The 13100-nt window shown below is 41.9% G+C and carries 13 protein-coding genes; all 13 read left to right on the forward strand.

The window, feature by feature from the left end; all coding sequences use genetic code 11:
* Positions 1-37 precede the first annotated feature (37 nt).
* Entirely contained in the window at positions 38-424 is a 387-nt protein-coding gene (locus tag ACTHRG_RS01425; protein WP_048009044.1) for a YlqD family protein, read from the forward strand.
* 12 nt (positions 425-436) lie between these two features.
* Positions 437-958, forward strand: coding sequence for a ribosome maturation factor RimM (rimM, locus tag ACTHRG_RS01430; RefSeq protein ID WP_076255747.1), 522 nt, complete (start codon positions 437-439; stop codon positions 956-958).
* On the forward strand, positions 958-1695 hold the full coding sequence (gene trmD / locus ACTHRG_RS01435) for a tRNA (guanosine(37)-N1)-methyltransferase TrmD (protein WP_076256222.1): 738 nt from the start codon (positions 958-960) through the stop codon (positions 1693-1695). The genes rimM and trmD overlap by 1 nt, the downstream gene beginning before the upstream one ends.
* A 135-nt stretch (positions 1696-1830) precedes the next feature.
* Positions 1831-2175: a 50S ribosomal protein L19 gene (gene rplS / locus ACTHRG_RS01440; RefSeq protein WP_009330779.1), complete on the forward strand. Its 345-nt coding sequence runs from the start codon at positions 1831-1833 to the stop codon at positions 2173-2175.
* A gap of 211 nt (positions 2176-2386) precedes the next feature.
* Positions 2387-2938, forward strand: a complete 552-nt coding sequence (lepB, locus tag ACTHRG_RS01445; RefSeq protein ID WP_035328928.1) for a signal peptidase I — start codon at positions 2387-2389, stop codon at positions 2936-2938.
* Between the two features lie 44 nt (positions 2939-2982).
* Positions 2983-3855 (forward strand): ribosome biogenesis GTPase YlqF, encoded by an 873-nt coding sequence (ylqF, locus tag ACTHRG_RS01450; RefSeq protein WP_076255748.1) that lies wholly within the window; start codon positions 2983-2985, stop codon positions 3853-3855.
* 309 nt (positions 3856-4164) lie between these two features.
* On the forward strand, positions 4165-4932 hold the full coding sequence (locus tag ACTHRG_RS01455) for a ribonuclease HII (RefSeq protein ID WP_076255750.1): 768 nt from the start codon (positions 4165-4167) through the stop codon (positions 4930-4932).
* A 21-nt stretch (positions 4933-4953) separates the two neighbouring features.
* Positions 4954-6810, forward strand: a complete 1857-nt coding sequence (locus ACTHRG_RS01460; RefSeq protein WP_440230436.1) for a hypothetical protein — start codon at positions 4954-4956, stop codon at positions 6808-6810.
* Positions 6807-7103, forward strand: coding sequence for an EscU/YscU/HrcU family type III secretion system export apparatus switch protein (locus tag ACTHRG_RS01465; RefSeq protein ID WP_076255754.1), 297 nt, complete (start codon positions 6807-6809; stop codon positions 7101-7103). Before ACTHRG_RS01460 ends, ACTHRG_RS01465 begins: the two co-directional genes overlap by 4 nt.
* 303 nt (positions 7104-7406) lie before the next feature.
* Positions 7407-8567: an ADP-forming succinate--CoA ligase subunit beta gene (gene sucC / locus ACTHRG_RS01470; protein ID WP_076255756.1), complete on the forward strand. Its 1161-nt coding sequence runs from the start codon at positions 7407-7409 to the stop codon at positions 8565-8567.
* A 118-nt stretch (positions 8568-8685) separates the two neighbouring features.
* Entirely contained in the window at positions 8686-9588 is a 903-nt protein-coding gene (sucD, locus tag ACTHRG_RS01475) for a succinate--CoA ligase subunit alpha (RefSeq protein WP_035328940.1), read from the forward strand.
* A gap of 114 nt (positions 9589-9702) precedes the next feature.
* Positions 9703-10578 carry a DNA-processing protein DprA gene (gene dprA / locus ACTHRG_RS01480; RefSeq protein ID WP_076255758.1) on the forward strand — a complete coding sequence of 292 codons (876 nt, stop codon included), beginning with the start codon at positions 9703-9705 and terminating at the stop codon, positions 10576-10578.
* Positions 10579-10975: 397 nt separating this feature from the next.
* Positions 10976-13051, forward strand: a complete 2076-nt coding sequence (topA, locus tag ACTHRG_RS01485; protein WP_076255760.1) for a type I DNA topoisomerase — start codon at positions 10976-10978, stop codon at positions 13049-13051.
* Positions 13052-13100 lie beyond the last annotated feature (49 nt).

Below are 13100 nucleotides of genomic sequence, written 5' to 3' on the forward strand. Positions count from 1 at the left end.
TTTTTTCATTCGGATTATGATTTGGGAGGCGCTGTACATGAACATTATCCAAACGGTTACAGTTAAACAGGTGCTGACAGAGAACAGCAAGCAGGAACTGCTGGAAGGCTATGCGGCCAAAAAAAAGCAGCTGCAGAAAGAAAGTGATCAGCTAAGGTTTGAACTGAAAAAACAGGAAAAAACCAAAAAGCTGCATCCTGCCAGTCTGAAACAGCACTTTGAAAAGGAAATTCAACTGAGGCAGGAAAAAGTTCAGCTGCTGGATTTTCAAATAGAACAATTACATATGCTACCATTAGGAAGTGAATTAAAAGAAAAAGAAGTCCAGGCGATTATCGAGGTTCAAAAGGGTACACCCTGGGAAGACATAGAAAAAGGGAAAACAATCATCATAAGAGATGGAATTGTTGATGAAATACGCTAGAGGTGATAGTGCATGCAGAAATGGTTTAACGTTGGAAAAATTGTGAACACCCATGGCATTAAAGGGGAAGCGAGAGTCATTTCAAAAACAGACTTTGCTGAAGAGAGGTATAAGCCGGGAAATAAACTTTATTTGTTCATGCCTGACACAGAAGGTGATCCCGTTGAGCTGACAGTGAAATCACACCGCACTCATAAATCGTTTGATCTGCTTACCTTTGAAGGATACGAGAACATCAATCAGATTGAAAAAATGAAGGGCGGCATTCTGAAAATTTCAGAAGATCAGCTTGGCGATCTTGAAGAGGATGAATTTTACTACCATGAAATCATAGGGTGTACGGTTGAAACTCTTGATGGAGATGAAGTAGGCAAAATCAAAGAAATTCTTTCTCCCGGAGCAAATGATGTGTGGGTAATTAAAGCAAAAGGCGGTAAGGAAATTCTAATCCCGTATATTGAAGATGTTGTTAAGGAAGTTAATGTGGAAGATAAACTTGTGAAAATTAATGCGATTGAAGGATTGCTTTCATGATGAATATTGATGTGCTCACGCTGTTTCCTGAAATGTTTGAAGGGGTCTTTGGGCATTCCATATTAAAAAAAGCCGCAGAAAATGAAGCGGTAACGTACAATGTGGTCAACTTTAGGGAGTATGCCGACAATAAGCACAAAACCGTTGATGACTACCCATATGGCGGAGGAGCGGGGATGGTTTTAAAACCGCAGCCGATATTTGATGCGGTTGAGGATCTTCGCAGTAAAAGCGGTGCGTCTCCGAGGGTTATCCTGCTGTGTCCCCAAGGGGAACGCTATACGCAAAAAAAAGCCGAAGAACTGGCAGAAGCAGATCACCTGATTTTTGTATGCGGCCATTACGAGGGGTATGATGAAAGAATACGTGAACATGTTGTGACAGATGAAATTTCAATTGGTGATTTTGTGCTGACTGGCGGAGAGCTTGGAGCGATGGTTGTAATCGACAGTGTCGTCCGATTGCTGCCTGGTGTATTAGGCAATCAGGAATCTCATATGAAAGATTCTTTTAGTACAGGGTTTCTTGAACATCCTCATTATACACGTCCTGCCGACTTCAGAGGCATCAAAGTTCCGGATGTTCTCATGTCAGGCAATCACCGTCTTGTCGAAGAATGGAGAGCCAAAGAATCCTTGAGAAGAACGTATTTAAGACGACCGGATCTTCTTGAAGATGCAGAATTAACAAGTGAACAGCAAAAATGGCTAAATGAAATAAAAAAAGAAGATAAATAACATTGAAGTTGCCGTCCAAATATGATATGATACTTTTTGTGACTTAGGCTGAACTTGTTCAGTTTGCGTCTGATAAAGATGTTCCGCTGCAAACATAGGTTGTGCAAGAGCGTCTGTTGAGAGGAGTTGAAAACGATGCAAAAGTTAATTGAAGAAATCACAAAAGAACAGCTTCGTACTGACCTTCCGTCTTTCCGTCCTGGTGATACTGTACGTGTACACGTAAGTATTGTTGAGGGAACTCGTGAGCGTGTTCAGGTATACGAAGGTGTTGTGATTAAGCGTCGTGGTGGTGGAATCAGCGAAACTTTCACAGTTCGTAAGATTTCTTACGGTGTAGGCGTTGAGCGTACATTCCCTGTGCACACACCTAAGATTGCGAAGCTTGAAGTTATCCGCCGCGGTAAAGTCCGCCGTGCGAAACTTTACTACCTGCGTAACCTTCGCGGTAAAAAAGCTCGTATCAAAGAAATTCGATAATAAAGAAAAGAAGGAGCTTGATAATCAAGCTCCTTTTTCTTTCATGAAGCAGAATGCAAATAATATTACATAAATGTTAAATAATATATAAATGAGATTCCCATCGTGTTTATTAAGATGAATTTTTGTACAATAAACAATAGAAATCACTTACTGCGGGACATGCAGGGATATAAGCATAATTTTTGACGGAAGAATGGTGGGGAAGGCTATGGCAAAAAAGAAAAATGAATTGTGGGAATGGACAAAAGCTCTTGTAATCGCAGTCCTGTTAGCGGCAGTCATCAGATATTTTTTATTTGCGCCGATTGTGGTTGACGGCTTATCAATGATGCCAACATTGCATGATCAGGATCGAATGATTGTTAATAAGTTCAGCTATAAGATTGGAGAGCCGGAGCGCTTCGACATCATTGTATTCCATGCACCGGAAAACAAAGATTACATCAAAAGAGTAATAGGTCTTCCAGGAGATAAGATTGAATATAAAGATGATACTCTTTATGTAAATGGAAAAGCCTATGAAGAGCCTTACCTGGATGAATATAAGAAACAGGTAATCGATGGACCTTTGACAGAGCCATTTACTCTAAAGGAAAAGATCGGACAGGAAACAGTTCCAGAAGGGCATTTGTTTGTAATGGGCGACAACCGCCGCTTCAGCAAGGACAGCCGTCATATTGGCCCTGTTGCAATGGAAGAAGTACTGGGCGATGCCGGAGTAATATATTGGCCAATAGAGGATATTCGCATCGTTGATTGACGATTGTTTGTTATATAAATACATATTGGATGGAGGTGCCGGCTGTGACAATCCAGTGGTTTCCCGGCCATATGGCGAAGGCCAGAAGGCAGGTTACAGAAAAATTAAAACTGGTTGATATCATCTTTGAGCTCGTTGATGCAAGGATTCCTTATTCATCACGAAATCCGATGATCGATGAAATCATTCAGCACAAACCCCGGCTTGTTTTGTTGAATAAAGCTGACATGGCTGATAAAGAAGCGACGAAGAAGTGGATCAGACATTTTGAAAATAAGGGCATAAGAGCACTTGCGATAAATTCACAAGCCGGACTAGGCATGAAAGAAATCGTCTCCGCATCTCAGGAAATCCTTCAGGAGAAATTCGATCGAATGAGAGCGAAAGGTGTCAAGCCAAGGGCAATTCGGGCAATGATTGTTGGTATTCCGAACGCCGGAAAATCCACACTTATCAATCGGCTGGCCAAAAAGAATATTGCAAAGACAGGAAATACTCCCGGCGTTACGAAAGCCCAGCAGTGGATAAAGGTAGGGAAAGAGCTGGAGCTGCTCGATACACCGGGAATTTTATGGCCGAAATTCGAAGATCAGGAAGTGGGTCTTAAGCTTGCTCTGACAGGAGCGATCAAGGATACTATTCTAAATCTCCAGGATGTTGCAATATACGCCCTGCGCTTTCTCGGCGACAGATATCCGGATCGTCTGAATGACCGCTACCAGATCGAAGAAATCCCGGAAGATATCGTTGAAGTCTTTGATAAAATTGGCAGGCTGCGCGGCTGCCTGATGGGCGGCGGCGAAATTGATTATGATAAAGTAACAGAGCTGGTAATCAGGGAATTCCGTTCTGAAAAAATGGGACCAATTACATTGGAGCTGCCGGAGGAAATGGCAGTGCGGAATGAAGCTGAATAATTTTAATGAAGACCTTCTGTTCACAGAAGGCCTTTATTTTTTTGCAGAAATGCCGATACATAGGATAGATTAGAATGTATTCGTAAAGTTTGTTGCTTTTCGGCAGGTAACTAAATTAGACCTCTGAGTTGATTGGAGCGGAGGGCACTTGACTCCTGCGGGAGGAGAGGGAAGTGTGAGACCCCGCAGGCGAAGCCGAGGAGGCTCGCATTCCTCCCCGCGGAAAGCAAGTGCCTGGAGCGGAAATCAACGGGCTGAATTCAAAACAACAATCATTAAAAAAGAGCCTGAGATGATAAAGGAGAAATAATGGAAAAGCTAACCATTCGCCAAATAGAAGAAAAGATGAAAACAATTGAGTTAGAGGATGATCCATTCCTTCACTCAATCAAACAGGATGACAGAAAAGGCGTGCAGCAGCTTTTGGCAAAATGGCATTCACGTCAGCTGCTGCAAAAGAAAATATATGAGAAGCATAAAGAAATGACCAGGTATGAACGTCAGTACAGAAGCCAGGGTTTTCAATTAATTGCCGGAATAGATGAAGTCGGCAGAGGGCCGCTTGCGGGGCCGGTAGTAGCTGCAGCAGTTATTCTGCCTGAAAACTTTTATCTGCCGGGATTAGATGATTCAAAAAAAGTGCCTGAACAAAAAAGAGCAGAATATTTTCAAATCATTAACGCTGAGGCCGAGGCGGTCAGCGTTGGGATCATCGAGCCAGAGGAAATCGACCGCATCAATATTTTTGAAGCGACAAAAAAGGCAATGCTGTCAGCGATTGAAGGCCTGAATCCAAAACCGGAATTCCTGCTTGTAGATGCCGTAAAACTTTTAACACCTTATCCAATGGAAGCAATCATTAAGGGAGATGGCAAAAGCGCAACGATTGCTGCAGCCTCAATCATAGCCAAGGTTACAAGAGACAGAATGATGGCTGAAATAGACAAAGAGTTTCCACAGTATGGATTCGGGAAAAATATGGGCTATGGAACTAAGGAGCATCTTGAAGCGATAACACTTCATGGAATTACGCCTTATCACCGGAAAAGTTTTGCGCCAATAAAAGATTCTTATTGAAATAGAATAGAAGGTGAAGGTATGAAGCCGTCTGAAATAATTCAAAAAATCATAAGGCATGACCAGAGCAATGCAGAAAAGACGGCTGCGCTCAGGCCAGGGCAAATTGTCAGCGGAAAAGTAGCAAAGCTATTTCCTAATCAAACGGCAGAGGTGCAGATCGGGTCACATAAAGTGATTGCGCAGCTTGAAACCCCTTTGTCAGCGGACAATAGATATTGGTTCAGAGTAGAAACTGGTGAAGGACTGCTGCGCTTAAGAGTTATGGAATCTGTAAACGGCCAAAGTAAAGGAGCTCCTGCTGAAAGCCTTTTAAGTCAGCTGGGAATGAAATTGTCCAGGGAAAATAAAATGCTGATTCAATATTTTCTTAAAGAGCAGCTGCCGATTACAGGTGAAACTTTAAGAATGGCATCGGAATGGATCTATGAAAGCAAATCTGCAGCGGAAGGCCTGAGGACGGTAAAAGAGATGATATTAAGGCAGCTTCCCTTTTCGAAAGATGTTTATTCAGCGCTATTTTCAGTCTTAAACGGTGACTCTCTTTCTTCGATTATGGGAGAATTACAGGATGAGTTAAAGAGAGCCGATTTATCATCCAATGGGCAGAAAATATACTCCCTGCTGGGCAATATGACAAAGACTTCAAGGGACAAACTTGGCCAGCAGGCAGTTGTCAGACTGTTTTCAGAGTGGCTGAATGCAAAAGATCAGGCAGGATCCCTCTCAGCTTTCCAGCTCCTGAAAGCAGTGGGGATGTTTCCAGCTGAGGCTGACGAGGGTGCTGCCATAAAAAAGCTTATTGGGGACGGCGTGCAAAATATACCGATTATTCAAACACTGAATGACCTTCTGAAAACAAGCGAATCAGGGAACAGGCAGCAATTTATATTGAATTTAGCCAAACTCAATGGAGTTATCGTACAAAGTTCTAAAAGCAGCGGACAAGCACAAGCTCTACAAAACTTACTCAATGATTTTCGAAATGGCAGTATATCTTTTCCTGCAGAAAAAAATATACTTAACACCGTTTTTAAATCGGTCCTATCTCTTATAATTAATGATGATATAGAACATTTATTAGATGGAGACAAGTTCCGTCTGGCTGCTGTTCAGGCGGGGAAATTATTGGGCGGTGAAAAACCCTTCGCTGCAGCTGCACTAAGCCCTCAGGAAATCACAATGCTGGAAGAAATAAAAAATAGCCTGCGTCCCGAATCTCATTTCCCATATGATCAGCGTAATATACATAGTGAGTTAAAGAGAATAATCACAGCATTAGGGTTTTCTCATGAACATGACGTCCTAAAGTTATTAAAACAGCATGATGATGGAGCCGTCAAAAATCTGGATACTCTCAAACAGCTTCTGATGGGCTTCTTAACCGAAGAACCAGCACATGCAGCTAAAGATGCAGCGGAACGGCTGCTGCATAAAATAACCGGCTTTCAGGCTCTCTCGCAGGAATCAGGGCCATTGCAGCATTTTATCTTTCAGCTTCCGGTTTCTTTATGGGGAAAGATCTCTGATATGACAATGCAGTGGAGCGGAAGGAGAACAGAAGGCGGAAATATTGATCCAAACCATTGCCGTGTTATCTTTTATTTAGATTTGGAGCACCTGAATGAAACGATTATCGACCTTCAGGTCCAAAACAGAATCATCAGCATTTCAGTTATTAACGGGCACAGCGAAATAAAGGATTTGACAGCTCCATTTGCAGCTGAATTAAAAGCAAATTTATTGAAATTAAATTATAAGATGTCCTCGGTTTCCTTCCAGAAGCCTGAGCCTGAAGGTGATTCACTTTTAGCAAGAGAAACAATGACATCAATTGTACAGGCAAATCAATTCAGCGGAGTAGATATTAGAATATGAAAAAAGAGCGTGTTGCACAAAGGAAAGAAGCGGTAGCATTAACATATGATTCTGAGAGTCATGGGGCACCTAGGATATCTGCAAAAGGGAAGGGTCTGACAGCTGAAAATATCCTTGAAAAGGCTAAGGAACATGGTATTCCGGTTCAGGAAGACCCTGCCCTTGTTGAGCTTCTTGGCAAGCTTAATATCAATGAAGGGATTCCTGAAGAGCTTTATCAGGCTGTTGCTGAGGTATTTGCTTTCATCTACAGGGCTGATCAGGAGGCTGGAAAGAGGAAAAATAGTAAATAATCTATTCTGGTAAACCAATATGTTTCTCTTAAAGTAATCATTCCAAGTATAAAAAAACGGGATAATACTTAAATCAACTAGAATCGAAAGCTGTCGAAGGGCAGTTTTTTTTTATTTTAATAAAATATTTTCCTGTGAGATCAGGTTCAAATCCGCTATGATAACAGGGTTTGTGCACTGACCAATATTTATAATTTTTAAAGAAATATAATATTTTAGAGTAAATGGTAGACAAGGGTTGTGTCATTTAATAAAATGAAAGCGCAGTCTATTTTTTTGAAGAGTTAGATAGGAGGATGGGAAATGAATATACATGAGTATCAAGGTAAAGAAGTCCTCAGACAATACGGGGTAGCCGTTCCGAACGGAAAAGTTGCATTTACAGTTGAAGAAGCTGTTGAAGCTGCGAAAGAACTTGGCACTGAGGTGTGTGTGGTTAAAGCGCAAATCCATGCCGGAGGACGCGGTAAAGCTGGCGGTGTAAAAGTTGCCAAAAATCTTGACGAAGTTCGTACATATGCAAGTGAAATCTTAGGAAAAACACTTGTTACACATCAAACAGGCCCGGAAGGCAAGGAAGTAAAACGTTTACTTATTGAAGAGGGCTGTGACATTAAGAAGGAATATTATGTGGGCCTTGTACTGGACCGAGCTACATCTCGCGTAGTATTAATGGCTTCAGAAGAGGGCGGTACAGAAATCGAAGAAGTGGCTGAAAAAACGCCAGAAAAAATCTTCAAGGAAGAAATCGATCCTGTTCTTGGTTTAACAGCATTCCAGGCCCGGAGAATCGCTTTTAATATCAATATTCCATCAAAGCTTGTCGGACAAGCTGTTAAATTCATGATGGGCTTATACAGAGCTTATATTGAAAAAGATTGCTCTATTGCTGAAATCAATCCATTAGTTGTAACTGGCGACGGCAAGGTTATGGCTCTGGATGCTAAGCTGAACTTTGATGGGAATGCCCTTTACCGTCAAAAAGACATCATGGATCTTCGTGACCTTGAAGAAGAGGATGCAAAGGAAATCGAAGCATCAAAATATGACCTAAGCTATATTTCCCTTGATGGAAACATCGGCTGCATGGTTAACGGTGCAGGTTTAGCGATGGCTACTATGGATATCGTTAAGCATTATGGCGGAGACCCGGCCAATTTCCTTGATGTTGGGGGCGGAGCAACAGCTGAGAAAGTAACAGAAGCTTTCAAAATCATCCTTTCTGATAAAAACGTAAAAGGTATTTTTGTAAATATCTTCGGCGGAATCATGAAGTGCGACATCATCGCCACTGGTGTAGTGGAAGCAGCGAAGCAAGTAGGCTTGAATGTGCCATTAGTTGTACGTCTGGAAGGCACGAATGTTGAAATGGGCAAGAAAATTCTTGCTGAATCCGATATCGATATTATCGCAGCTGAATCCATGGCTGACGGCGCACAAAAAATCGTTTCTTTAGTAGGCTAAGAATTAAAAATGAGCGGCCGTTCAGCATTAAAGGCATATAGCGGAAACCGATCTTCAGTTTTTGATTTAAGCCTTTGAGCATATGACGGCACTCTTTAGACCAGGAAGGAGAATTAATGTGAGCGTATTTATTAATAAAGATACTAAAGTTATAGTTCAAGGGATTACCGGCTCAACAGCCCTCTTCCATACAAAGCAAATGCTTGAATACGGAACGCAAATTGTCGGCGGTGTAACTCCGGGTAAAGGCGGTACTGAAGTAGAGGGTGTTCCTGTCTTCAATACAGTGGAGGAAGCAGTTAAGGCAACGGGTGCAAATGCCTCCGTAATCTATGTTCCGGCTCCATTTGCTGCAGATGCTATTCTTGAGGCTGTAGATGCAGAATTGGATCTTGCAATTTGTATCACTGAGCATATTCCAGTATTGGATATGGTTAAAGTTAAGCGTTATATGGAAGGCAAGAAGACACGCCTTGTAGGTCCTAACTGCCCAGGTGTTATCACTCCTGAAGAGTGTAAGATCGGCATTATGCCTGGTTACATCCACACTAAAGGCCATGTTGGAGTTGTGTCCCGTTCCGGAACATTGACTTATGAAGCTGTACATCAGCTGACACAGGAAGGAATCGGCCAATCTACTGCTGTTGGAATCGGCGGAGATCCGGTTAACGGAACAAACTTCATTGATGTTTTAAAAGCATTCAATGAAGATCCTGAAACTTATGCTGTCATCATGATTGGTGAAATTGGCGGAACTGCTGAAGAAGAAGCTGCAGAATGGGTTAAAGAGAACATGACTAAGCCTGTTGTAGGCTTCATCGGAGGGCGCACTGCACCTCCAGGAAAGCGTATGGGCCATGCAGGCGCAATTATTTCAGGAGGCAAAGGAACAGCTGATGAAAAGATCCGTGTAATGAATGAATGCGGAATTCAGGTAGCTGACACTCCATCCGTAATGGGTGAAACCCTGATTAAGGTCCTGAAAGAAAAAGGCCTTTATGACCAGTGTAAAACACACTAATCTTTTCGAATAACTAAAGAGTAGTCCCTCTTTTTGAGGGACTATTTCTGCATTGTCAAATACGGTTATCCCCCCACTTACCCCGTTTTTTAAAAAACATTTCAGGAGGCTCCCATGAATGAATTTAATATGAGGCTCACCCATCTCCACCACTGCAGAGGAATGAGCTGGAAGATGATTTATTACATTCTGAAAACAGATCCCGAATTGAAATTTCTGTATAATGATACACCCCGCCAAATTATGCCCCAGGTAATCACCACTCAGGAAACACTTTCCAATGCACTCGAGGATCTGCATTCTAATCGAATCCAGGAACAAATTCGCCAATACTCACCAAATGGCATTAAAGCCATTACAATTTTTGACGAGGAATATCCGGTTCTGTTAAAAGAAACATACCAGCCGCCTTGGGTTTTATATGCCCGGGGTGATACCTGTCTTTTGAATAGCGGAGTCCATCTGGCCGTTGTTGGTTCCAGACAGGCAACAGATTATGGCGAAAAAGCCATTCAGTCCATTTTCCCCAAGCTTATTGAACAGGGGGTTATTATTGTAAGCGGGCTGGCGGCCGGCATCGATGCCATTGCGCATAAAGAAACAATAAAAAATAAAGGAAAAACAATCGGTGTCATAGCCGGGGGCCTGTTTAATATTTATCCACAGGCAAACCAGAAGCTTGCTTATGAAATGATGAAAAACCATCTGGTTATTTCTGAATATCCGCCAGACACAAGGCCCTCAAGATGGCAGTTTCCAATGAGAAACCGAATCATAAGCGGCATTAGCAGAGGAACACTGATTATTCAGGCGAAAAGCAAAAGCGGCTCTCTTATTACAGCTAATTATGCTGTGCAAGAAGGCCGGGAAGTGTTTGCGGTACCAGGGAATATTTTTAGCCCATTCTCGTGTGGAACCAATGAGCTAATTCAGCAAGGCGCCAAACTGGTTAAATCAGCTGAAGAAATCTTAGAGGAGTTCCATTACTGATCAGGTCAAATAAAAAAGGAGCCTTGATATAGATTAAAGGCTCCTAATCTTTCATTAGTCATAATAAATTTGTTTATTTAAAGGATTTTTTACAAAAAGGTTGAAATTCTATTAAAACTGTTATACATTTTGCAACAGGTATGAATGAAAGTAAGAGAATGCTTAGTTCGTTAATTTAGGATCTTTTCTTGGAAACGGTTGCGGAAATAATCCGATTAAGTTTGACAAACTTGAATAGAATGTAGAATAATAATGAATATTTCAATACACATGCAATAAAGAGGCTGTTCTATTGATATAGATAAAGAAGACAGGCAATTTTAGCAGGTGAAAAATACCGTGTTTCAAAAAGATTTTGCCTGAGTGTTTTAAAATTCCCTCTCAAGGAGGACTATTGATGTCAGAGTTTCTTGTTATCGTTGAGTCACCTGCAAAGGCAAAAACGATTGAACGTTATTTAGGAAAAAAATATAAAGTAAAAGCTTCCATGGGACATGTCAGGGATCTGCCCAAAAGCCAAATGGGCATTGATGTGGAAAATAATTTTGAACCCAAATACATAACAATTCGCGGAAAGGGCCCTGTATTAAAGGAGCTTAAGACAGCGGCCAAAAAAGCTAAGAAAATTTATCTCGCGGCTGACCCCGACAGAGAAGGTGAAGCCATTGCCTGGCATTTGGCACATAGCCTGGATATGGATATTAAGTCGGATTGCCGTGTTGTCTTTAATGAAATCACGAAAGATGCCATTAAAGAATCCTTCAAACATCCTAGGCCGATCAACATGGATCTTGTTGATGCGCAGCAGGCAAGAAGGATGCTGGACAGACTGGTCGGCTATAATATCAGCCCTTTACTATGGAAGAAAGTGAAAAAAGGCTTAAGTGCGGGGAGAGTACAGTCTGTTGCTGTCCGATTGATCATCGACCGTGAAAAGGAAATTAAGGACTTTATCCCAGAAGAGTACTGGTCAATTGATGGGGAATTCCTTAAAGGAAAAACAGCCTTTGATGCATCATTTTACGGATTTAAGAATGAAAAAGTTGAATTGAAGTCGGAAAGCGATGTTCAAAATATTTTAAGTAAAATGAAGGGCAATAAATTCAAGGTGGAATCGGTTACCAAGAAGGAAAGAAGGCGGAATCCGGCAGCCCCTTTTACTACGTCATCACTTCAGCAGGAAGCTGCAAGAAAATTAAATTTCCGTGCCAAGAAAACGATGATGCTTGCACAGCAGCTTTATGAAGGAATTGAACTCGGCAAGGAAGGAACTGTCGGTTTAATCACTTATATGAGAACTGACTCAACACGCATATCCGAAATTGCGCAAAGTGAAGCTGCGGACTATATTCAAAGCTCTTACGGGAAAGAGTTCCTGCAGAGTGAAAAGAAAAAAGAAAAGAAAAACAGCAATGCCCAGGATGCCCATGAGGCCATCCGCCCGACAAGCACATTAAGATCGCCTGCAAGTTTAAAAGAATACTTGTCGCGTGATCAGCTTCGATTATACAGGCTTATATGGGAACGATTTGTTGCAAGCCAAATGGCACCAGCGGTTATGGACACCATGAGTGTTGATTTGAAAAATGGTGAAGTGATCTTCCGGGCAACAGGCTCAAAAGTGAAATTCGCAGGATTCATGAAAGTATATGTTGAAGGCACTGATGACCAGTCGGAGGAAAAAGATAATATGCTCCCTGATCTGAAGGAAGGGGATGAAGTCCTTAAAAAAGACATCGAACCTAAACAGCACTTCACACAGCCCCCTCCAAGGTATACTGAGGCAAGGCTGGTAAAAACACTTGAAGAACAGGGCATTGGGCGGCCATCCACCTTCGCTCCGACACTTGATACAATCCAAAAACGGGGCTATGTTGCTCTGGATAATAAACGTTTTATACCGACCGAACTGGGTGAAATCGTCCTGGAATTAATCATGGAATTCTTCCCTGAAATCCTTGATATCGAGTTTACCGCGAAAATGGAAAAAGACCTGGACTATGTTGAAGAAGGCAAAGTCAACTGGGTACAGATCATAGATGATTTCTATATAGATTTTGAAAAAAATCTTAAAATAGCGGAAAAGGAAATGCAGGAAGTAGAAATTAAGGATGAACCTGCCGGTGAGGATTGCGAACAATGCGGAAATCCTATGGTGTTCAAGATGGGACGCTATGGAAAGTTCATGGCCTGCAGCAATTTCCCTGACTGCCGCAATACTAAACCGATTGTCAAGGATATCGGTGTGAAATGTCCAAAGTGCGAAGAAGGCAATATCATTGAAAGAAAAAGCAAAAAACGCCGGATCTTCTACGGCTGTGACAGGTTCCCTGAATGTGACTTTATTTCTTGGGATAAGCCCCTGCCGAGAAGCTGTCCAAAATGTGATAACCTGCTGGTTGAGAAAAAACTCAAAAAAGGTGTTCAGGTTCAGTGTGTTGAATGCGACTATAAGGAAGAAAAGCAAAGTTAAGGGTGAGCTTAAATGCTCACTCTTTTCTATTGAGGGATGAGGATCCAAA

Origin of the sequence: Cytobacillus sp. SAFR-174 (assembly GCF_051964675.1) — a bacterium.
Taxonomy (GTDB): Bacteria; Bacillota; Bacilli; order Bacillales; family Cytobacillaceae; genus Cytobacillus.